Annotated in this window: 16 protein-coding genes and 2 pseudogenes; 9 read left to right on the top strand and 9 right to left on the bottom strand. The window is 74.9% G+C overall.

Annotated elements, in window-relative coordinates:
- Positions 1-77 precede the first annotated feature (77 nt).
- Entirely contained in the window at positions 78-2207 is a 2130-nt protein-coding gene (gene glgX / locus EES43_RS24535) for a glycogen debranching protein GlgX (protein WP_124270730.1), read from the top strand.
- 91 nt (positions 2208-2298) lie between these two features.
- Positions 2299-4695 (top strand): malto-oligosyltrehalose synthase, encoded by a 2397-nt coding sequence (treY, locus tag EES43_RS24530; RefSeq protein ID WP_124270729.1) that lies wholly within the window; start codon positions 2299-2301, stop codon positions 4693-4695.
- Here the strand turns inward: treY and EES43_RS24525 are convergent.
- The 4 genes and pseudogenes from EES43_RS24525 to EES43_RS24505 all read right to left on the bottom strand — a co-directional run bounded on the left by EES43_RS24525 (position 4655) and on the right by EES43_RS24505 (position 10158).
- Positions 4655-5738: pseudogene (locus EES43_RS24525) on the bottom strand (cytochrome P450). The gene treY and the pseudogene EES43_RS24525 sit on opposite strands and share 41 nt — an antisense overlap.
- Before the next feature lie 134 nt (positions 5739-5872).
- Positions 5873-6730: a hypothetical protein gene (locus tag EES43_RS30785; protein WP_164493252.1), complete on the bottom strand. Its 858-nt coding sequence runs from the start codon at positions 6728-6730 to the stop codon at positions 5873-5875.
- A 164-nt stretch (positions 6731-6894) separates the two neighbouring features.
- Entirely contained in the window at positions 6895-8820 is a 1926-nt protein-coding gene (locus EES43_RS24510; RefSeq protein WP_124270726.1) for a LamG domain-containing protein, read from the bottom strand.
- Positions 8821-9591: 771 nt separating this feature from the next.
- Positions 9592-10158 (bottom strand): DUF1707 and FHA domain-containing protein, encoded by a 567-nt coding sequence (locus tag EES43_RS24505; RefSeq protein ID WP_124270725.1) that lies wholly within the window; start codon positions 10156-10158, stop codon positions 9592-9594.
- A 348-nt stretch (positions 10159-10506) separates the two neighbouring features.
- On the opposite strand from EES43_RS24505, the gene EES43_RS24500 reads away from it, so the two are divergent.
- Entirely contained in the window at positions 10507-11418 is a 912-nt protein-coding gene (locus EES43_RS24500) for a GNAT family N-acetyltransferase (protein ID WP_124270724.1), read from the top strand.
- On the opposite strand, the gene EES43_RS24495 is transcribed toward EES43_RS24500, so the two are convergent.
- Together EES43_RS24495 and EES43_RS24490 are read right to left on the bottom strand one after the other, a co-directional pair.
- Positions 11390-12520, bottom strand: coding sequence for an alpha-L-fucosidase (locus tag EES43_RS24495; protein WP_124270723.1), 1131 nt, complete (start codon positions 12518-12520; stop codon positions 11390-11392). The genes EES43_RS24500 and EES43_RS24495 overlap by 29 nt on opposite strands.
- A 104-nt stretch (positions 12521-12624) precedes the next feature.
- Positions 12625-12756, bottom strand: a pseudogene (locus EES43_RS24490) (family 1 glycosylhydrolase); the annotation flags it as partial.
- 170 nt (positions 12757-12926) lie between these two features.
- Between EES43_RS24490 and treZ the strand changes: the two are divergent.
- Positions 12927-14678 carry a malto-oligosyltrehalose trehalohydrolase gene (gene treZ / locus EES43_RS24485; RefSeq protein ID WP_124270722.1) on the top strand — a complete coding sequence of 584 codons (1752 nt, stop codon included), beginning with the start codon at positions 12927-12929 and terminating at the stop codon, positions 14676-14678.
- A gap of 163 nt (positions 14679-14841) precedes the next feature.
- Here the strand turns inward: treZ and EES43_RS24480 are convergent, their stop codons facing one another.
- Complete coding sequence (locus EES43_RS24480; protein WP_124270721.1) at positions 14842-15993, bottom strand: aminopeptidase P family protein; 1152 nt, start codon at positions 15991-15993, stop codon at positions 14842-14844.
- Positions 15994-16182: 189 nt separating this feature from the next.
- Complete coding sequence (locus EES43_RS24475) at positions 16183-16878, bottom strand: nucleoside/nucleotide kinase family protein (protein WP_206430116.1); 696 nt, start codon at positions 16876-16878, stop codon at positions 16183-16185.
- A 117-nt stretch (positions 16879-16995) separates the two neighbouring features.
- On the opposite strand from EES43_RS24475, the gene EES43_RS24470 reads away from it, so the two are divergent.
- The 5 genes from EES43_RS24470 (at position 16996) to EES43_RS24450 (ending at position 21665) form a co-directional block, all read left to right on the top strand.
- Entirely contained in the window at positions 16996-17385 is a 390-nt protein-coding gene (locus tag EES43_RS24470) for a VOC family protein (RefSeq protein ID WP_124270719.1), read from the top strand.
- Between the two features lie 288 nt (positions 17386-17673).
- The gene (locus EES43_RS24465; RefSeq protein WP_124270718.1) at positions 17674-18426 is read left to right on the top strand and encodes a (5-formylfuran-3-yl)methyl phosphate synthase; all 753 of its coding nucleotides are present in this window, start codon (positions 17674-17676) and stop codon (positions 18424-18426) included.
- An 8-nt stretch (positions 18427-18434) separates the two neighbouring features.
- On the top strand, positions 18435-19850 hold the full coding sequence (locus tag EES43_RS24460) for an aldehyde dehydrogenase family protein (protein ID WP_124270717.1): 1416 nt from the start codon (positions 18435-18437) through the stop codon (positions 19848-19850).
- Positions 19847-20935 carry an NAD(P)-dependent alcohol dehydrogenase gene (locus tag EES43_RS24455; RefSeq protein WP_124270716.1) on the top strand — a complete coding sequence of 363 codons (1089 nt, stop codon included), beginning with the start codon at positions 19847-19849 and terminating at the stop codon, positions 20933-20935. Before EES43_RS24460 ends, EES43_RS24455 begins: the two co-directional genes overlap by 4 nt.
- A gap of 103 nt (positions 20936-21038) precedes the next feature.
- A complete protein-coding gene (locus EES43_RS24450; RefSeq protein WP_124270715.1) occupies positions 21039-21665 on the top strand; it encodes a TetR/AcrR family transcriptional regulator in 627 nt (208 codons plus the stop codon).
- Positions 21666-21759: 94 nt separating this feature from the next.
- Here the strand turns inward: EES43_RS24450 and EES43_RS30780 are convergent.
- Positions 21760-22299, bottom strand: a 540-nt coding sequence (locus EES43_RS30780; protein ID WP_164493250.1) for a hypothetical protein, incomplete at its 5' end; no start/stop codon positions are given.

Here is a 22299-nt window from a genome sequence, read left to right as displayed (position 1 = left end):
GTGCGCGCCCCACTTTCGGGGAGGATCGGGCCGAGGAAAGCCCCCGCACCCGGATCAGAAGTGGAAGAGTCTGAGCTATGCAGGTCTGGCCGGGACACGCGTATCCGCTCGGCGCCACCTACGACGGCGCCGGCACCAACTTTGCGGTCTTCTCCGAGGCCGCCCACCGAATCGAGTTGTGCCTGCTGCACGACGACGGTTCAGAGACGGCGGTGGAGCTCCGCGAATCCGACGCCTTCGTGCGCCACGCCTATCTGCCCGGGGTGATGCCGGGCCAGCGGTACGGCTTCCGGGTGCACGGCCCCTACGAGCCGCAGAACGGGCAGCGGTGCAACTCCGCGAAGCTGCTGCTCGACCCGTACGCCCGCGCGGTGGCCGGGCGGATCGCGTGGGGCGAGGCGGTGTACGGCTATCCGTTCGGCAGGCCGGACGCCCGCAACGACCTCGACTCCGCGCCGCACACGATGACCTCCGTCGTGGTCAACCCGTACTTCGACTGGGGCGACGACCGCCTGCCCCGTACGGACTACCACCGCACGGTGATCTACGAGGCCCATGTGAAGGGCCTGACGATGCTCCATCCGGGTCTGCCGCCCGAACTGCGCGGTACGTACGCGGGGCTGGCGCACCCGGAGGTGATCGCGCACCTGACGGAGCTGGGCGTGACCGCGATCGAGCTGATGCCCGTACACCAGTTCGTGCAGGACCACCGGCTGGCGGACATGGGGCTCGCCAACTACTGGGGCTACAACACCATCGGCTTCTTCGCCCCGCACAACGCGTACGCCTCCTGGGGCGACCGCGGCGAGCAGGTGCTGGAGTTCAAGCAGGCGGTGAAGGCGCTGCACCAGGCGGGCATCGAGGTCATCCTGGACGTGGTCTACAACCACACCGCCGAGGGCAACCATCTCGGGCCGACGCTCTCCTTCCGCGGGCTCGACAACGCCTCCTACTACCGTCTGACCGACGACCAGCGGTACTACATGGACACCACCGGCACCGGGAACTCCCTGCTGATGCGGTCCCCGCACGTCCTCCAGATGATCATGGACTCGCTGCGGTACTGGGTGACCGAGATGCACGTGGACGGCTTCCGCTTCGACCTGGCGGCGACGCTCGCCCGCCAGTTCCACGAGGTGGACCGGCTGTCGTCGTTCTTCGACCTGGTGCAGCAGGACCCGGTGGTCAGCCAGGTGAAGCTGATCGCCGAGCCGTGGGACGTCGGCGAGGGCGGCTACCAGGTGGGCAACTTCCCGCCGCTGTGGACCGAGTGGAACGGCATGTACCGCGACACGGTCCGCGATCTGTGGCGGGGCGAGCCGCGCACCCTGGCGGAGTTCGCCGGACGGCTCACCGGCTCCTCCGACCTCTACCAGGACGACGGGCGGCGACCGCTCGCCTCGATCAACTTCGCCACCTGCCACGACGGCTTCACGCTGCACGACCTCGTCTCGTACAACGACAAGCGCAACGAGGCCAACGGCGAGGGCAACCGGGACGGCGAGAGCCACAACCGGTCCTGGAACTGCGGCGCGGAGGGCGAGAGCGACGATCCGGAGGTCCTGGCGCTGCGGGGCCGGCAGATGCGCAACTTCATCGCCACGCTGATGCTGTCCCAGGGCGTGCCGATGCTCAGCCACGGCGACGAGTTCGCCCGCACCCAGCAGGGCAACAACAACGCCTACTGCCAGGACAACGAGCTGTCCTGGATCCACTGGCCCGACCCGGCCGACCCCGGCGACGACACCGCCCGGAGCCTGCTGGAGTTCACCCGGGCCATGGTGTGGCTGCGCCGCGACCATCCCGTCTTCCGCCGCCGCCGCTTCTTCCACGGGCGGCCGGTGGAGGGGACCCACGACGAGCTGTCCGACATCGCGTGGTTCACCCCGGAGGGCGAGGAGATGACCCAGCGGGACTGGCAGGCCGCGCACGCCAAGGCGCTGACGGTCTTCCTGAACGGCCAGGCGATCTCGGAGCCGGGGCCGCGCGGCGAGCGGATCGGCGACGACTCGTTCCTGCTGATGTTCAACGCGGGGGCCGAGACGCTGGAGTTCGCCGTGCCCGTCGCGCACGGCGAGCAGTGGCAGGTGGTGGTGGACACGGCACGGGCCGACGGGGTGCCGCCGGGGACCGGGCCGAAGGTGGCCGAGGGCGAACGGGTGACGCTGATCGGGCGCAGTCTGACCGTGCTGAAGCGGCCCGCCTGAGGCGGGACGGCGGCGCGGGGCGTGCGGGGCCCGGGGTGAGGGCGCGGCCCGGGGTGACACGGAGGGCCCCGGGCTGGGTACGTAGGTGGACATGACGCCCACCGCCACGTACCGGCTTCAGCTCCAGCCCGACTTCCCCTTCGCCGCCGCCGAGAAGGCCGTGCCGTACCTCGCCGCGCTCGGCGTCTCCCATCTGCACCTGTCCCCCGTCCTGGAGGCTGTGCCCGGTTCCCGGCACGGGTACGACGTGGTCGACCACGGCCGGGTGCGCGCCGAACTCGGCGGCGAGGAGGGGCTGCGGAGCCTGGCCGCCGCCGCCCGGGAACACGGGCTCGGCCTGGTCCTCGACATCGTGCCCAACCACATGGCCGCCGTGCCCCGGCACAACCGGGCGCTGTGGGAGGTGCTGCGCGAGGGCCCCGCCTCCGGCTACGCCCGCTGGTTCGACGTCGACTGGGCGGCGGGCGGCGGCAAGGTGCTGCTGCCGGTGCTCGCGGGGCCGCTCGGGGACGAGCTGGAGCGGCTGGCGGTCGACGGGGAGGTGCTGCGCTACGGCGAGCAGGAGTTCCCGCTGCGCGCCGGCACGGCCCGGCTGCCGCTGCCGGAGCTGCTGGAGGCCCAGCACTACCGGCTCGCCTGGTGGCGGCTCGCCCGGACCGAGCTGAACTACCGGCGGTTCTTCACGGTCTCCGAGCTGATCGCGGTCCGCGTCGAGCATCCCGAGGTCTTCGACGCCACCCACGCCAAGGTCCTCGAACTGCTGCGCGACGGCGTCCTGGACGGGCTGCGCGTCGACCATCCGGACGGCCTGGCGGACCCGGCGGCGTATCTGCGGCAGCTCGACGAGGCCACCGGCGGGCGGTGGACGGTGGTGGAGAAGATCCTCACCGGTGACGAGCGCCTGCCGGACGGCTGGGCGGTCGCCGGGACGACGGGGTACGACGCGCTGCACCGGATCGACGGCCTGTTCACCGACGCGTCGGGGGCCGCGGAGCTGCTGGGCCGCTACCGGACGTTCGCGGAGCCGCCCGAGGACGGCGGCGGCGACTGGGCGGCGACCGTCCGCCGGGCGGCGTACCGGGTGATCACCCACGAACTGGCCGCCGAGACGGCGTGGCTGACCCGGCAGGCCGCCGAGGTCTGCGCCGGGGAACCGGCGCTGCGCGACCACGCCCCCTGGGCCCTGCGGACGGCGATCCAGGAGCTGCTGGTGCGGATCCCCGTCTACCGGCCCTACGTCACGGCGGGCGGGCCGGTGACCCGGATCGCGCGGGAGGCGCTGCCGGAGGAGGCGGTACGGGACGCGCGGGCGGTGTTCGCGGTGCCGGAGGAGGCCGCGGCCGTCGACGTGGTGCGCGATCTCGCGCTCGGCCTGCTGGGCGGCGGGGAGGCGCGGGCCGCGTTCTGCGCCCGGTTCGCGCAGACGGCTTCGGCGCTGCACGCCAAGTCGGTGGAGGACACGGCCTTCTACCGGTACGTGCCGCTCGTCTCCGCCGCGGAGGTGGGCGGCGACCCGGGCCGTCCTGCGGTGGGTCCGGAGGAGTTCCACGCGTTCGCCGCCCGGATCGCCCGGGACTGGCCGGCCACCGGCACCGTGCTGACGACGCACGACACCAAGCGCAGCGGCGACGTGCGGGCCCGGGTCGCCGTGCTGTCCCAGTGCCCGGGGCGGTGGGCCGAGCTGGTGGAGCGGGCGACGGCGCTGGCCGGGGCCGCCGCCCCGGACCCGCAGCTGGCGTGGCACGCCTGGCAGACCTCGTACGGGTGCGCGGGGATGCCCGCCGGGGAGCTGGCGGCGCGGCTGGAGCCGGCCCTGCTGAAGGCGGTGCGCGAGGCGGGCCTGTTCACCGGCTGGACGGAGCCCGACCCGGTCTACGAGCGGGCCGTGACCGACTTCGTCGCGGCCGGTCCGGGCAGCGCGGAGGGCCCGGTGCGGGAGCTGGTGGCCGGGTTCGCGCGGGCCCTCGGACCGCACGCGCGGGCCAACGTGCTGGGGGCGGCCCTGGTGCAGCTGACCATGCCGGGCGTGCCGGATCTGTACCAGGGCACGGAGGGCGAGTACCTGGCGCTGGTCGACCCGGACAACCGGCGTCCGTTCCGGCGGCCCGAGGAGCGGGGCGGGCCCGGTGAGAAGGAGGCGCTGACGGCGGCGGCGCTGAGGCTGCGCCGGGAGCTGCCCGAGGTGTTCGGCCCGTCGGGGACGTACGCGCCGCTCGCGGCCCGCGGTCCGGCCGCCGACCGCCTGGTGGCGTTCGCCCGGTCGGGCGAGGTGGTCACGGCGGTGACCCGGCTGTCGCTGCGGCTGGCGGAGGACGGCGGGTGGCGGGACACGGTGCTGGAGCTGCCGGACGCCGGTCCGTGGCAGGACGTGCTCGCGCCGGACCGGGAGTTCGGCGGAGGCACGGTGGCGGCGGACGAGCTGTTCGCGTCGCGGCCGGTGGCGCTGCTCAGGCGGGCCGGACGAGCAGGCTACGCGGAGCGCGGGTGAGCACGCCGCTCGCCGACGGGCGGAAGCCGTCGGCCCAGCGGATGCCCGGCATCGCGTCCAGCAGGGCGCGCAGCCCGTGTTCGGCCTCCAGCCTGCCGAGCACGGCGGCCGGGCAGCCGGCGGGGCCGCACAGCAGAGGATCGGCGTCGGCGCGCAGCGGGTCGAAGCGGTCGGGCGCCGTGAACCGTGCCGGGTCGCGTCCGGCCGCGCCGAGCAGACAGGCGACCGGAGCCCCGGCGGGCAGCGCGCCGCCGCTGACGCGGACGGCGGTGCGGGTGCGGCGCAGGACGATCTGGACGGGCGGATCGCGGCGCAGCGTCTCCGTCCAGGCCCGCTCGAACAGCGACCGCGAGCCCGTTCCGGCGGGCGGGGCGGCGGGCGGCTCCCCTCCGCCGGGCGGGGGCCCGCTCCGTACGGCGGCGAGCAGGTCGGGGTGGTCCAGCATGTTCGCGAGGAACGCGGCGAGGGCGCGTTCGCGTACCGCGGTATGCGTGGCGCAGGCGGCGGGGCGGGCGGGCAGGTGGCGCGGGGCGGGGCGGGAGAGGGCCCTGAGGTCGGGGTAGGAGAGCCGGTCCGAGGCGGCGGCGGCTCCGGCGGGCAGCCAGTCGCAGAACTCGCTGACCAGGTCCGCCCGCTCGCGCCGGGAGATGCGGCGGGCCAGGACGTACGCGGTGCGTTCCACGGCGCGGCGGCGGGCGGCGGGCGCGGGCGGCGGGTCGCCCGGCAGCGGCGCGCAGACGACACTGCCCCGGCAGAGCCCGAGTGGGGCGGGGGCCGGGCCGGGCTGCGCGCCGTCGTGCGGGAAGCCGGTGAACCGGGGATCCGTCAGGGCCAGGGCGACGTCCGCGTACCGGCTCAGCAGATAGCCGCCGAGCGCCGGGTCGTAGCCGAGCGGGAAGTCGGTGCGCAGCACCCGGTAGAGGCGCAGCCGGTACGGGTCCGTCGAGGCGCCCGGTTCCAGCAGTCCCGGGAGCCCGCCGGCCAGCCGGTACGGGCGGCGGGCGGCGGGCGGCGGGCAGGGCGTCGGGGCGGTCGACCGGCATCCTCGCCCCTCGGGAGTCGTTGCGTCGCCCGCCGACGCGGCTGCCTCCAGCGGACCACCGCCCCGGCCGCACCGCAGGCGGCGCACAGCCGTTCGGGTGACGGGCGCGCGCCGACCGCCGTCCTCCGTACGGCGTCAGACGACGATGTCGACGTCCGCGCCCAGCTCCGCCACCGGGGAGAACGAGCCCAGGGGTGTGTCCTTGGCTCCGCGCAGCTCCACGCTGGTCAGCGTCCACGTCCTGCCGAGGTCGCCGTCCGACAGCCTGGTCGAGGCGCGCCAGACATCGCTGCCGTCCCTGGTCCCCGCCCGTTCCAGCTGCACCGACTTGGACGGCTCGCCCGGGGACTGGAGGTAGGCGTGGATCCGTGTCACCCCGAGGTGTGAGGGGACCGACAGTTCGGTGATGACGCCCACGATCTTTCCCGGCTCGGACTGGTAGCCGAGACTCGCGGAGGTGAGCTTGTTCCCGCCCCTGCCCGGGACTCCGCCGGTCAGTTCGGCGGTGGGCGTGTATCCCAGGGTGGTGCGGGGGTCGATGGCCTTGAACAGGTCGCCGCTCGTGTGGCTTGCCTGGAGCTGGTTCACTGCCCATGTCCCCGCGGGCGTGCTCCGGCCGGGTGTGATCTGGGCGGTGAAGGTGTCCTGGCCGTTCTGGGAGCTGGAGGACTTCTTCATGTCGAAGCCGAACCAGGCGCCGCGTTCGTCGCTCAGGTATCCATGGAGGGTGCCGACGCCCTGGCCGGCCGGGACGGTCGCGGTGACCGTGACGACCGCCTTGCCGTCGGACACGTCGGCCGAGGCCGGCGTCACGGAGAGGGAGCTGACCGGCGTCTCCCGCTCGATCGCCGCCGCCTCCGCGCCGGGTTCTGCCGAGGCGTGCACGGCGAGGGACGCGGACGCGGCGAGCGCGGAGGGTGCGGCCCCCGCCGTCACTCCGGCGACGGCGAGGCCGAGGGAGAGGGTGAGGCATCGGAGGGAACGCGTGCGCATAGGGGCTCCTTGACGGGAGGGCGGAGATCGCCTGCGGGTACGGAGTGCGGCCCGCCCGGCCGGGGACCCGTGGACGAAGCTGCCCTTCCACCCTCGGCCGACCGTGCGCCGGGGCGTACCGGGGAACCTCCCTAGCGTCCGGGCGACGCGGGTCGGAGGCCGGGTCAGGCGTTGGGGCCGGCGGCGGCCAGCGCCGCGATCTCCGACGGGCTCATGGCCCTCCGGTAGGCGCGGACGTCGTCCACGTATCCCCGGAAGCGGTCCGCCTGATCGCCCTCCCACAGGCCGCGGCCGATGGTGAAGGAGCCGTTGGCGTTCCAGGTGGAGGAGTGCGCGGCGGTGTCCTGGAGCCGCCCGTCGACGTACAGGCGCAGTTGCCGGCTCCCGGCGTCGAAAACGCCCGTGAGGTGCTGCCAGGTGTCCCGGGCGGGCGGGGCGGAGGACTCCGCCTCGTCCTCCTCGGCCTCCGGCGAGTCCGCGTGCCCCATGGCCAGGCGCCAGCGGTCGTCGTCCTCGGCGTACTGGAGGAAGAACCCGCTGATGTTGTTCCCGTCCTGGGCCGCGACCGTGTAGAACTCCGCGTCGGACGTCAGCCGGGCCCAGGCGGAGACGGTGAAGCTGCGGGAGGTGTCGACCACGGCGCTCTGCGTCTCGACGTAGCTCTCGCCGTTCAGCCACACCGAGCCCCGGCGCTGGTCGCTCCACTCCACGCGGCCTTGGTAGCTGCCGGGCAGCCCGGCCGCCGAGGTGTCCACCGGGCGCGCGCCGGGCTGCTCGAAGTCCCATCGCAGCCGGGAGCCGGTGAGCGGTCCGGGTTCGGCCGCCGGAGGCTTCTTCGACGGCGGGGGCGGATCGGCCCGCGGCTTCGGTGACGGGCTCGTGGCGGGCTTCGGGGACGCGGACCGCGAGGGCTTGGGCGACTTCTGGTCCCCTCCCTCGTGCGGCGTGGGCCGTCCGCTCCACCGGTCGACTCCGCCGTAGGAACCGCTGGGCGTGGTGGCGGACGCGGCGGGCGGCGGGGCGGGCGCCTGCGGGCGCAGCAGAACCACGCACAGGGCGACCCCGGCGACGGCCGAGGCGAGGAGGAACCGGCCGGAGGAGGTCCGCACGGCGCGCAGGAGCAGCGGCGTCGGCGGTGGGGCCGGGGCGGGCGGCTGCACGGCGGGCGGGCGCTTCCCGGCCCGTGCGACCGCGCGGGCCGCGCAGTAGCGCCGCCCGCCCCACGGCAGCAGGCTGTCGGCCAGCAGCGGGCCCCACTCCTCCTCCGGCCGGTGCAGCAGCGACAGCTCCCGGAAAGCCCGGCCGCACTCCCGGCACGCGGCGAGGTGTCCGCCGAGGCCGTCGGCGCCCTTCGTGGCGACCGTCCGGGCGAGTCCGGTTCCCGCCGTGGCGATGACCAGGCGGCTGAAGGGACGGCACTGCGGGGCCGCCGCCTCCTCGTAGAGGCGGCCGTACGACGTGCGGAACCTGTCCGCCGTCGTGGGCCAGGAGGGGAGGGAGTCGGGGCCGGCGCCGACGCAGCGCGCGATCCGTGCGGGGTCCTCGCCCTCCACGGTCCGGTGCCAGAGGACGATCTGGAGGCGTTCGGGGAGCTGGTGGAAGGCCCGCGCGAGCAGCGGGGCGTCGGCGGTGTCCTCGCCCGGGACCGGGGCCGCGATCTGGTGGCCGGTCTCGGCCAGCCGGACGAGCAGATCGGGGTCGAGGCAGCCGCGCCGCTCGCCGGCGGCCCAGGCGGCGGCGGTGCGCACGATCGTGTTCAGCAGGTGGAGCCGCCAGGCCGTCGCCCCGGCGTCGACGGGGAAGGACCGCGCCGCAGCCGTCCGCGCGGTGGCGAGCAGCAGGTCCGCGTCGGCCGGATCGGTGGTGCACTGCCCGGCGTAGGCGGAGGACGCCGCGGCGTGCCGGTCGGCCAGCTCCCGGGCGGCGTCGATCCCGTTCCCGTCCTCCTCCCCGGTGGGCGCGCCGAGCACTCTGCGTACCAGTTCGCGGTCGCTCAGCCCCTCGGCGTCCGGACCGGATGGTTCGGGTGTTTCGGACGGAGCGGTGGGCCGGCCGTGGGAGGGGGGCGGTGTGCGCCCGAACTGCGGCACGTCGGATCTCCTGGAGCTGTCGGCGTTCGTCGAGAAGCCCCCGCTGCCTTCGCGCGCCAGAACGACCGGCCGGGCGAACCGGGTCGGGGCCGTCCGGATCAGGAACCGGCAGCGTGTCGCGTGCACACGGGGCGCAGAACGGCGCGTTGCCGATCACTGGAGCCGACGGCGGACCGTGAACAGGGCTGCGCTCCGGCCGCCGCACCGGTCGTCCCGGGTCGGCCGCCGAGGGGCGCGGTCCTGCTCCCGTTACGCCGGGAGACGTTCGTGCGCCTCTCCCCCGCGGTACGTCGTGGGCCGGGAGCGTCGAGGCGACCCGGTCGTCAAGCCTGCTGTGGGGGAAGAGGCCTGGCCCGCCACGGGGATTGTGGACCAAGCACACGATCACCGTGCCACACGGGCGGTGGTTTCCCCAGGGTCCGGAAGGGGCGGGCGTCCCTTGCCTCTTCGGACATTGATCTTCCTCGGGTCCGTGCGGTAGGGCGCGCCGTCGCGGAGCCGGACACGGTGCGGGCCGCCGGTTCCCGACGCCGTGCGGGCGGCGCGGAGGCCGTGTGCGGGGCGCGTCCGGCGGCCTGTCGACGGAGCCGGGTCCGGTGCCGCCGGGCGGACGGGACCGGCGGCGCGGCCCGGCCGAAGCGGTCGGGAGGCGGTTCGAACGGGGCGATGGCAGCTGTCCCGCGCCCGCCGATTGCGCGCCCGGCGTGAGTACTTGCGGCGCCCACCCCCGTCGGGACCGCCGGGCGGGGAGGGTCGGTCGAGCGGAGAGGGTCAGGCGGACGGGCGGAGTCCGGGGGTGGTGAGGCGGAAGCTCATGCGGCCGAAGCTCACCTGGTCGCCGTCGCGCACCGGAATCGAGCCGACGAGCCGCTGGCCGTTGACGCACGTGCCGTTGGTCGAGCCGAGGTCGCGCAGCACCCACCGGCCGCTGCGCACGCTGAGTTCGGCGTGCAGCCGGGACACCGTCTCGTGGTTGAGGCGCAGTCCGTTCGCCGGATCGCGGCCTATCAGGAGCGGGTGCGACCCCGGCGCGGGGAGGAGCAGTCCGGGCAGCCGCTCGGTCTGCCAGGCCCGGCGCAGCCGGCCCGGGAAGGCGGAGAGCCCGCCCACCGCCCGGACCAGCCCCTGGGACCAGCGGCCACCGGTGTCGAGGTCCGAGGTGAGCGCCGCCAGCTCGTCGGGACGCCGGGCGACGAGGGCCAGCTCCATGCGGCGCAGGAAGGTGTCGTGCGACAGCCTGCCCTGTGCCGCGCCCTCTCTGAGCACGCCGAGGACACGGTCGCGCTGGGCGTCCGACAGCCGCGCGGGATACGTGTGGAACTCGGAGGAGGACGTCACACGCACGATTGTCGGTCCGAGGGGCCCGGGGTGTCCAGATGAGGCCCCCGCTCCTCTTCGCTGACCTGCGCCGCGGTCCGTCGCGGCCCCGGGCGCACGGAGGCTGACGGCCCGTCGGCCGCCGTCCCGTCACCCGCTGGACCCGTTATCCCGTGGACGCGCCGGCGCGCGCCCGGTTACGGTCTCCCCGGACGTCGGCCCGGTCGTGGAAGGAGGCGAGAGGCATGGTCACGCGCACCGCACGCAGCACCGCCGGTAATTCCCTCCCGCGCTCCCGCCCCGCCCGCCGGGCGGTGTCGGACCCCGTCTGACCGGGTGCGCGGCATTCCGTCCCCGGAGGACACCTTCATGACCGATCCGGTCTTCCGCGCGCTCACTCCCGGCGACGCGGCCCTTTTCGACACGCTTCAGGACCCGTCCCTCGTCGGCCGTGCCGCCTTCGGCCACCGCTACACCCCGGTGGCGGAGGGCGGCGACTACCACCCCGAGTGGACCTGGGTCGCCCTGCGCGGCGGCATCGTGGTGGCCAGGGCCGCCTGGTGGGGCGGCCCCCACGACACCGCGCCCGGCCTGCTCAACTGGTTCGACTTCGCGGACGGTGAGGCGGAGGCGGGCGCCGAACTCCTGCGCCGCGCGCCCTTCCGTACGGAGTACGAGCTGATCGTGCCCGCCGACTGGCGGGAGGTCCCTGCCGTGCGGGCCGCCGCCGAGGCGCGGATCGCGGCGGCGACGGCGGCCGGCCTGGAGCCGCTGGTCGAGCGCTACCGCTATCTGTGGACCCCGGACTGCCCGCTGCCCGCGCGGCCGGGGCGGCTGCTCTTCCGCCCGGAACCGGACGACGCCGTCATCCTCGACGTCCTGCGCCGGGTCCACTCCGACACGCTGGACGCCCACGCCCGCAGGGCGATCGAGGGGCCGGGCGGTCTGGAGGCGGCGGCCCGGGAGGAGTTGGACTTCTTCCACTGGTTCCTCTCGCCCCGCGCGTGGTGGCGGCTGGCGTACACGCCCGACGGCGAGGTGGCGGGCCTCCACGTGCCCGCGCGCAATCCGTCGGGGCCGTGCGTCGGGTTCATCGGCGTGGTGCCCGAGGCGCGCGGCCACGGGTACGGCTACGACCTGCTGGTGGAGTGCACGCGCTTCCTCGTCGAGCGGGGCGCGGAGTCCGTCGCGGGGGCCACGGACCGGGGGAACACGCCGATGGCCGCCGCGTTCGCCCGTGCCGGGCACCGCGTCACCCAGGAGCGCATCCATCTGCTGTGAGCGCGTCCGCCTCCTCGGCGAGCCAGTCCAGGCGGCGCTGCTGCTCGGCGGGGATCGTGGCGTCCTCGCCGCGCGGCCCGACGTTGAGCAGCAGGTTGCCGCCGTCGGCCGCCGTGTCGCGGACGAGTGAGGTCAGGTCGGCGCGGCCGATGAAGGCGTCCGGGCCGGAGTTGCGGTTGTAGCCGAAGCTGTGGTCGATGCCCCGGGTGATCTCGTACGGGTCGCTGCCCGTGTAGCGGGCGTACTCCGGGGTGCGGAAGTCGTAGACGGGCGGTGTGCGCGGGACGAAGCCTTCGCCCTGCGCCACCGTCCGGCGGTCCCACCAGTTGTACAGCGCCCCGGCGCCGGGCAGGGACAGGGCCCGCCAGTGGGGCGCGTACGGCAGCAGGCGGTCGTTGACGACGCCGTGCGGGACGGTGAAGCGGTAGAAGTCGACCAGGGAGCGGATCGCGGGCGCGGAGGCGGGCCACGCGATGTCGTTCCAGAGGATGTCGGGCCGGTAGCGGCGGATCAGCTCCCGCAGCTGCGCGTCGGCGTAGGCCGGGTAGCGTCCGCGCGGGACGGCCGAGAACATGTCGGCGGCGGTGCCGATCGGCCGGTCGTCGAAGGTCCAGTCGAGTCCGCCGGAGTAGTAGACGCCGAAGCGCAGGCCCTCCGCCCGTACCGCTTCGGCGAACTCGCCGACCACGTCGCGGGTGGTGTGCCAGCCCGTGCGGTGCGGGTTCTCGGTGGTGGAGGGCCAGAGGCAGAAGCCGTCGTGGTGCTTGGTGACCAGCACCGCGTATCCCGCGCCCGCCGCGCGGAAGGCGCGGGCCCAGGCGGCCGGGTCCCAGCCGGCGAGCCCGTCCTCGAAGTCCCGGCCGAAGGCGGTGTACGGGCGGTCGCCGTGGACGGCGCGGTGGTGGGCGGCGACCGGGCTGCCGGGGAAGCGCAGCGCGTTCTCGTACCACTCGGCGTACGAGGTCCAGGCGAGCGGCGCCCGGCGGCCGGCGGCCGGGAGGGCCTCCGGCGCGACGTAGGGCGGGGCCCAGCCGGGGACGGAGGCGGGCGTCCAGTGAACGAAGATCCCCAGTCGGGCCCGGGACCACCATGAAGCGACCATGGCGGGAAGTATCGATCACTCGGGCGGCGTCGCGTAAGCCCCTTCGGCCTGCCGGTCGCCCGCCGGCCGCTGTTTCCGCGCCCGGATCATGTCGCGGCACCGATGAAGGCGTCCCGGTCGGAGGGACCCTTGCCGTCGGCGTCCGCCGCGCCCTCGGTCCGGAAGGTGGAAGCGGAGGCGGAGGCGGAAGCGGAAGCTCCCCACAGGAAACCGGGCGGAAACGGCGGTACGGTCATTTCGGCCTCCAGCAGCCGTACGTATGAGCAGAACCCGGTAGGGAAATGATCAGGACCAGACCTTAATCGCCAGTAACGGGCCCGCTCCAGAGGTCCGGGCCCGTGAGCGCGACTTCCGCCGATCATGGAGCCCACGCGCGGGCGACCTGTTCACGGACGAGGAGTGGTGGATGCAGTTCGAGGTGTGGGCCCCCGAGGCGGACTCGGTCGCCCTGGAGGCGGCCGAGGTCCGGTGCCCGATGGAACGCGATCCGCTGCGGGAGGGCTGGTGGATCGCCGAGGCGGAGGCGGGGCACGGTGATCACTACGGGTTCCGCGTGGACGACGGGCCGCTGCTGCCCGACCCGCGCTCGCGGCGGCAGCCGAGCGGGCCGGACGGGCCGAGCGCCGTGGTCGACCAGGGCGCGTACGCCTGGCACAACGCCTGGACGGGACGCCCGCTGAACCGGGCGGTGCTCTACGAGCTGCACGTGGGGACGTACACGCGCGAGGGCACCTTCGACGCGGCGGCCGGGCGGTTGGGCCATCTGGCCGAGCTGGGCGTCACCCATGTGTCGCTGATGCCGGTCTGCCCGTTCCCGGGCGTCAACGGCTGGGGGTACGAGGGCGTCTCGCTCTGGGCCGTGCACGAGCCGTACGGCGGTCCGGAGGGGCTGAAGCGCTTCGTCGACGCGGCGCACGGGCTGGGGCTCGGAGTGGTCCTGGACGTCGTGCACAACCATCTGGGGCCCTCCGGCAACTACCTGCCCGCCTTCGGCCCGTACTTCACCGAGACCCACCACACCCCGTGGGGCGCGGCCGTCAATCTGGACGCCCCCGGGTCGGACGAGGTGCGGGCGTTCCTGCTGGGCAGCGCGCTGGCGTGGCTGCGGGACTACCGCCTGGACGGGCTGCGGCTGGACGCGGTGCACGCGCTCGCCGACAGCCGGGCGCTCACCTTCCTGGAGGAACTGGCCGCTGCGGTCGACGCGCTGGCGGCCGAGGTGGGCAGACCGCTGGGCCTGATCGCCGAGTCCGACCTGTGCGACCCGCGCACCACGACGCCGCGCGAGGCGGGCGGGCTCGGGCTGCACGCCCAGTGGAACGACGACTTCCACCACTGCCTGCACACCGCGCTCACCGGCGAGTCCCAGGGCTACTACGCCGATTTCGCCGGCGCGCCGCTGGCGGCCCTGGCCAAGACGCTCACGGCCGTGTTCTTCCACGACGGGACCTACTCCAGCTTCCGGGGCCGCACCCACGGCCGCCCGGTCGACGTCCACCGCAGCCCCGCGCACCGCTTCGTCGGCTACGCGCAGACCCACGACCAGATCGGCAACCGGGCCCTGGGCGAAAGGCTGGCCGCCTCCCTCCCGCTCGGCCTCCAGGCCTGCGCCGCGGCGCTCGTGCTGACCGGCCCCTTCACCCCGATGCTCTTCATGGGCGAGGAGTGGGGGGCGCGCACGCCGTGGCAGTTCTTCACCGACCACACCGATCCGGAGCTGGCCGAGGCGGTACGCACCGGCAGGCGGCGGGAGTTCGGCGCGCACGGCTGGGCGGAGGAGGAGATCCCCGATCCGCAGGACCCCGCCACCCGGGACCGCTCGTGCCTCGACTGGTCGGAACCGGAGCGCGAACCGCACGCGCGGCTGCTGGCCTGGTACCGCGAACTCATCGCCCTGCGCCGCGCCGTGCCCGACCTGCACGACCCGGACCTCGCCTCGGTGAGGACGGCGTTCGACGAGGAGGCCCGCTGGCTGGCGTACCGCAGGGGCGATGTGCGCGTGGCGGTCAACCTGGCCGACGTTCCGGCCGCGATCCCGCTCGGCTCCGGAGTGCACGGCGCGGGGCGGGTGCTGGCCGCCTGGGAGCCGGTGGAGCCGCCGGCGGACGGGGTGCTGCGGCTGCCGCCGCGGTCGTGCGTGGTGCTGGCCGACGACTGAACCGCGCCCGCTCGCACCGCCGCCTCCCGCCCCCGCGTACGCCCGGACTCCGCGGGGGCGGCGGGACGGCGAGGGGACGGCGGGAGCTACGGGACGGCGGGAGCGACGGGACGACAAGGGCGGCGGGGGCGGCCGTGGGGATTGCCGGACACGCCCCTCCGCGTCACTCCACGACGGCCAGTTCGCGTGCGGTGGTGTTCAGCCGCCGCCCGCCGTCCTCGGTGACGGTCACGATGTCCTCGATCCGGACGCCGAAGCGGCCGGGGAGGTAGATGCCCGGCTCGACGGAGAAGCACATGCCGGGGACGAGCGGCTGCTCCTCGCCCTCGATCATGTACGGCGGTTCGTGGGTGGTGACGCCGATGCCGTGCCCGGTGCGGTGGATGAACCGCTCGCCGTAGCCGGCCTCCTCGATCACCGCGCGGGCGGCCCGGTCGATCTCCTGGCAGGCGACGCCGGGCCGGACGGCGGCGCAGCCCGCCCGCTGCGCCTCGCGGACGATGTCGTGGACCCGCTGCTCCTCGGCGGTCGGTTCGCCGACGTGGACCGTACGGGAGGTGTCGGAGCCGTAACCGTGCTTGAGGCCGCCGAAGTCGAGGACGACCATGTCGCCGCGCTCGATGGTGCGATCCCCGGCCTCGTGGTGCGGGTTGGCGCCGTTGGGGCCGGAGCCGACGACGGTGAAGTCGACCTGGGAGTGCCCGAACTCCCGGAGCAGGGCGGCGAGATCGGCGGCCAGGTCGGTCTCCCGGCGGCCGGAGAAGCGCACCCTGAGGATCTCCTCGTACGTGGCGTCGGCGGCGGCCCCGGCGGCGGCGAGCCGGTCGAGTTCGGCGGCGTCCTTGACGGCCCGGAGCATCGGCAGGGCCTCGGTGAGGGCGGTCCATGAGGTGCCGGGCAGCGCGCGCTGGAGGCCGAGCAGATGCAGGGCCCAGGCGTTGTCGCTGACCCCGAAGCGGCCCCGGGCGTCCAGCAGCGGCGCGGTCACGGCGTACGGATCGGCGCCGTCGGTCCAGTCGCGCAGCGTCAGGACGGGCGCTCCGGGGGCTTCCGCGGCGTCGGGCGCCTCCAGCGTCGGGACGACCAGCACCGGGTCCTGGCCGGGCCGGAGCACGAGGAGCGTGAGGCGTTCGGTGCCGACGGGGCGGTAGCCGGTGAGGTGGACGAGGTCGGGGCCGGGCGCGACGACCAGCCCGGCCAGCCCGGCCGCGGCGGCGGACTCGGCGGCCCGTGCCATCCGCGCCCGGTAGTCCTCGGCGGTGAAGGGGACGGGCGGTCCGGCGGGCTGCGGGGCGGGCTGGATCGGGGCGGACATCGGGGCCTCCTTGCGGCACGGCGTGGCGGAACGGGGCGGAACAGGGCGGAACAGGGCGGAAGAGGGAGCGGGGGCGGAACACGGAACGGCATCCAGCATCCTCCCGGGCCGTTCGCGCCCGCGCGAGCGGTTCGCGGGGCCGTCAGCCCACCGGGTCCGCCGGGCCGTCCTCCCCGGGCCACCGGGCCGTCAAACCACCGCCGGGCCGCCGCCCTCCCCCGCGCCGCCGGGCAGTCCGTCGCGGGCGGGCAGGCGCACGATCAGGTCGGCCCGGTCGCGGGCGCGTGCGACCAGCCGGGCGTTCGCCTCGTCGGACCGCTCCACCCACGCGCGGGCCTGCGCGCGGGAGCGGCCGAACCGCTCGTGCCGCTCGACGAGCCGGCGCACCCGGACCTCGGGATCGAGGTCCAGGAACCACACCTCGTCGAGCAGTCCGCGCACCGGCGCCCAGGGCCCCTCGTCGAGGAGCAGGTAGTTGCCCTCGGTGATCACGAGCGGCAGGCCGGGCGGCACGGGCAGGGAGCCGGCGACCGGCTCCTCCAGGGACCGGTCGAAGGCCGGTGCGTACACCGGGTGCCGGGGGTCCGGGTCGCGCAGCCGCCGCAGCAGTGCCGCGTACCCGGCCGCGTCGAACGTGTCCGGCGCGCCCTTGCGGTCCGCGCGGCCGAGGCGGCGCAGCTCGGCGGCGGCCAGGTGGAAGCCGTCCATCGGGACGACGACGGCGCGCCCCTCCAGGGCGCGGGCCAGCGTCTCGGCCAGGGTGGACTTCCCCGCGCCGGGCGGGCCCGTGATGCCCAGGAGGCGGCGTCCGGCGGACGCGAGGCGGCGGGCCCGGTCCGTCAGCGCGACGGGCCCGCCGGGCTCGGAGGCGTCCAGGATGTCCATGCGGGGCATTGTGCGGGGCCGGAGGACGAAACCGGTAGTGTTACGTATAACTGCCCCGGTGGCCGATGCCCGGTCGCCTGCCCCGCCTGCTTGCCGATCCCTGCGGAAGGACCCGCCATGTCCCACCTCGCCCTGGTCACGCTGGTCGTCCGCGACTACGACGAGGCCATCGCCTTCTACCGCGACGCGCTGGGCTTCGAGCTGGTGGAGGACGCCGACCGCGGCAACGGCACGCGCTGGGTGGTGGTGCGCCCGCGCGGTACGGCCCCGGGGACGGGTCTGCTGCTGGCCCGCGCGAAGAACGACGAACAGCGCGAGCGGGTCGGAGCGCAGACCGGCGGTCGGGTCGGCTTCTTCCTGTACACCGACGACTTCGCGGGCGAGCAGGCCCGCATGGCGGCGGCCGGGGTGCGTTTCGTGGAGGAGCCCCGGCACGAGGCGTACGGCTCGGTCGCGGTCTTCGAGGACCTGTACGGCAACCGCTGGGACCTGCTCCAGCCGGCCTGAGGGCTGCCCCTGAGGGCTGCCCCTGAGGGCGCGTCCGGAAGGCGAGGCCCCTCCGGCGGGCGCGTCCGGGTGGCCGGGTCCCTCCAGGGGGGGCGCGTCCGGGTGGCCGGATCCGGACCGGCGCGGGCGGCGCACGGCACGGGGGCGGGGCACCGCGGCAGCGCCCCCTTCCGACTTCGCGCGCCCTACCGGCGTTCGCGGGGCGCGGCGAGGATGGGCGGGCCGCGGGCGGTCCGGACGACGCCGCGCGGCTCCTCGGCGGGCGGGCATGCGGTGGAAGGGGTTCACTTGTTGCTTCTCATCTCTCCGGACGGCGTCGAGGAGGCGCTGGACTGCGCGAAGGCGTCGGAGCACCTGGACATCGTGGATGTCAAAAGACCCGACGAGGGTTCGCTGGGCGCCAACTTCCCGTGGGTCATCCGGGAGATCCGGGACGCGGTCCCGGCGGACAAGCCGGTGTCCGCCACCGTGGGGGACGTGCCGTACAAACCCGGCACAGTGGCCCAGGCGGCGCTCGGCGCGGCCGTGTCCGGGGCCACGTACATCAAGGTCGGCCTCTACGGCTGCACGACGCCCGACCAGGCCGTCGAGGTCATGAGCGCGGCGGTGCGGGCGGTGAAGGACTTCCGGCCGGACGCGCTCGTCGTCGCCTCGGGCTATGCCGACGCCCATCGGATCGGCTGCGTCAACCCGCTCGCCCTGCCCGACATCGCCCGGCGTTCCGGCTGCGACGCGGCCATGCTCGACACCGCGATCAAGGACGGGACGCGGCTGTTCGACCACCTTCCGCCGGACGTCTGCGCCGAGTTCGTCCGGCGGGCTCACGACGCCGGGCTCCTCGCCGCCCTCGCCGGGAGCGTCGGGGTGGACGACCTCGGCGAGCTGACCCGGATCGGCACGGACATCGTGGGGGTGCGCGACGCGGTCTGCGCGGGCGGCGACCGCAGGGCCGGGAGGATTCAGCCGCGTCTGGTGGCCGCGTTCCGGGCCGAGATGGACCGGTGCGCCCGGGAGTTCGCCGTCGTCGACGCGGCGGGCTGAGGGCCGGCATGGCCGGCCGTCGGCCGCCCGGCGGCGGGCCCAGTGCCCCCGGCGGGCGGTTCGCCGTCGTCGATCCGGCGACGGGCGACGCCTTCGACACGGCTCCCGACCAGCAGCCGCACGAGCTGGACGCCGCCGTCGACCGGGCCCGCGCCGCCTGGCCCGGCTGGCGCGCCGACCCGTCCGCCCGCGCCGCCGCGCTGCTCGCCGCCGCGGACGCCGTGGAGGCGGCGGGCCCCGATCTCGCGCCGCTGCTCACCCGTGAGCAGGGCAAGCCGCTGGCCGAGGCGTCCGCGGAGGTGGCCCGTACGGCAGCGCGCCTGCGCTACTTCGCCGATTTCGACCTCTCCCCCCGGCCGATCACCGACGGCCGCCCCGTGCGCAGCGAGGTGCGCTGGCGATCGCTCGGGCCCGTCGCCGCGGTCGTCCCGTGGAACTTCCCCCTCCAGCTCGCGTCGGCGAAGGTGGCGCCCGCGCTCGCCGCGGGCAACACGGTGGTGCTCAAGCCGTCTCCGTTCACACCTCTCGCCACCCGGCTGCTGGGCTCGGTCCTCTCCTCCGTCCTGCCCCCGGGCGTGCTGACGGTCGTCACCGGTCGCGAACCCCTCGGCGCGCGCCTGGTCTCCCATCCGGGCATCCGGCACGTGACGTTCACGGGATCGGTGGCCACCGGCCGGGCCGTGGCCGGGAGCGCGGCGGCCTCGCTCGCCCGGGTCACCCTGGAGCTGGGCGGCAACGACGCCGCCGTCCTGCTGGACGACGTGGAGGTCGAGCGGATCGCGGACCGGCTGTTCTGGGCGGCCTTCCGCAACTGCGGGCAGGTCTGCATGGCCGTCAAGCGGGTCTACGCCCCGGCCCGGCTCTGTTCCCGGGTGGTCGAGGCGCTGGCGGAGCGCGCGAAGGCCGTCGTCGTCGGAGCCGGGCTCGATCCGCGCTCACGGCTCGGGCCGGTCAGCAACGCGGCCCAGCTGGCCCGGGTCGAGGACCGCACGGCACGGGCCCTGGCGGCCGGAGCCCGCGCGGCGGCGGGCGGTCACCGGCTGGATCGGCCGGGCTTCTTCTTCGCGCCGACGATCCTGGCCGACGTCCCGCCGGACAGCCCGGTGGTGACGGAGGAGCAGTTCGGTCCGGTGCTGCCGGTGCTGCCGTACGGAAGTCTCGACGAGGCCGTGGCCCGCGCCAACGGCACCGCCTACGGGCTGGGCGGCTCGGTGTGGGGGACCGACCTCGACCGGGCGGCGGCGGTGGCCGACCGGCTGGAGTGCGGCACGGCGTGGATCAACCACCACGCCGAGCTGTCGCTCGCGCAGCCTTTCGCGGGGATCAAGGAGAGCGGCGTCGGCGTGGCGGGCGGGCCGTGGGGGCTCTACGGGAACCTCAGACCGTTCGTCGTACACCGTCCGCAGGAGGAGGCCCGGCCATGAGGTTCGACGCGGCGGTCCTGCGTTCGTACGGGAGCCCGTTCGGCGTCGAGGAGGTCGTCCTCGGCGGCGAGCCGGCCGAGGGCGAGATCCTGGTCGACATCGCGGGCTGCGGCATGTGCCGGACCGATCTCGCGGTCCGTCGCTCGGCGGGGCGCTCCCCGCTGCCCGCGGTGCTGGGCCACGAAGGGGCCGGGACGGTGGTGGCGACGGGCGGCCCGGACACCGGCCTGCGCGTGGGCGATCCCGTCGTGCTGAGCTACGACTCCTGCGGACGCTGCCGGAGCTGCCTGGGTGGCGCGCCCGCCTACTGCGACTCCTTCGCCTCGCTCAACCTCTTCGGAGGACGGGCGGAGAACGCGGCGCGGTTCACCGACGCGTCCGGCGGCCGGCTCGCGCCCAGGTGGTTCGGCCAGTCCTCGTTCGCCGAGTACGCCGTGGTCCCCGCCCGCAACGCCGTCCGGGTCGATCCCGCGCTGCCGCTCGAACTGCTGGGGCCACTGGGCTGCGGCTTCCTCACCGGCGCGGGAGCCGTCCTGAACACCTTCGGCGCGGGCCCCGGCGACACCGTCGTGGTCCTCGGCGCGGGAGCGGTGGGCCTGGCGGCGGTGATGGCGGCTCGTGCGGCGGGCGCGACGGTCCTGGCCGTCGACCGGCGCCCCGAACGGCTGGCGCTCGCCGAGCGGTTCCACGCGGTGCCGCTGCACGCCGCGTCGGCGGGCCTGCCCGAGCGCATCCGGCGGATGACCGACGGCGGGGCCGGGTACGCGCTGGACACCACGGCCTGCGCACAGCTGATCAACGACGCGCTCCATTCCCTGCGCCCGACCGGGCGGCTCGGCCTGGTGGCACGGCTTCCCACCGTTCTGCCGCTCGAACCCGGGGCGTTGGACCGGGGCCGGAGCATTGCTCACATCTGCGAGGGCGACGCGGTGCCGGGGCTCATGATTCCGCGGCTGATCGGCATGTGGCGGGCCGGGCGGTTCCCCTTCGACCAGTTGATCCGCACCTACCCGCTCGCCGAGGTCAACGAGGCCGAGCGCGACTGCGAGGCGGGGCGTGTGGTCAAACCCGTCCTGGTTCCATGACGGAGCAGATGCCCGGCCACGAGGGCGAGGGCGGCCCCGACCGCATGAACGCCGCCGCGCGACCGCAAGCGCCCAACTAAAAGCGGTGATGTACGCTTTAGAGATGAGTGCAGAGCCCCCCGTTCCCCGCCCCGGCGGTCGTTCCGCCCGCGTCCGTGCGGCGGTTCACCAGGCCGTGATAGAGCTGCTGTCCGAACCGGGAGCAGGGGAACTGACACTTCCGGCGGTCGCGGCCCGTGCCGGTGTCAATCCCAGCAGCGTCTACCGCCGATGGGGCAGCAAGGAAGCACTCCTGGCCGACGTCGCGGTCACCCTGCTCGAATCCACCTGGCCCCTTCCCGACACCGGCAGCCTGCGCGGGGACCTGACGGAGTGGATCACCCCGGCGTTCGCGGATTTCGCGAGCCCCAGCAGCCAACTGATCCTGCGCGCCCTCCTGATGTCCACCACCGACGTAGCGGAGATCGGAGCCGAGCGCCGGACGCACCTGGAACGCCGCGGCCGGGAGATCGACCAGATGCTGGCCCGTGCGGCGGCGCGCGGCGAGCCGTCGTTCAACCGCGAGCAGGTTCTCGACCTCATCCTCGGACCGCTCTACATGCGGGCGCTCTTCGGCAGCGTCCCCTCCTCCCCCAGCTACGTCACGGGCCTGGTCGACCGCCTCTTCGACCGTCGCCCGGCCCAGGCACCGGACTCCGCGAGCACGGCCGATTCGGAGTCCGGCAGCTGAGCACGCGCATCGAGGGGAGCGGTTCGGCCGGGGCAGACCACGGACCCCGTCCGGGAGGACGGGGTCCGTGGTCCGTCGGGGCCGGTGATGACGGTCATGTCGCCAGGCTGGGCAGGTTGACGTGGGTGCCGACGCCGTTCACCAGGTGCGTCTGCACGTAGGAGCTCGGGTCGAACGACTCGGGCTGGTTCAGCTTCGCCGAGGCCCCGTTGTTCTGCACGGCGAGGTGGCCGCCGTAGGGATTCTTGAGGGGCAGCGAGGAGAGTGCGGCGACGGCCGGGTAGCGCGTGATCAGGGACGCTTCCGGCTTGTCTCCGTTGTAGTGGTGGAAGGCCCCGTCAGCGGGGTCGACGATGCCCTTGGTCAGGGAGACGCCCGAACCCGCGCCGCCCTGGGCCGTGTCGACCGCGTCGGAACGCTCCACCCGGGCCTCCGGGGACTGCCGCGTCCTGGAGACGTTCAGCTCCGCCCTGACGATGGTCGGGGTCGCCTTCGTGGTGGAGACGTAGGCCCGGTTGTTCCCGGCGGACGACTGCCGCATGCCGCCCAGCTCGTTCACGTACGCGCCCTTCACGTCCGAGACGGCGCTGTAGCCGCCGGCGGCGGGCCCTTCGTACATGCCCGTGATCAGCTC

It is taken from the genome of Streptomyces sp. ADI96-02, assembly GCF_003846185.1.
Classification (GTDB): Bacteria; Actinomycetota; Actinomycetes; order Streptomycetales; family Streptomycetaceae; genus Streptomyces.
Note: the sequence above shows the minus strand (reverse complement) of the source record. Positions and strands in the feature narration are given on the sequence as shown.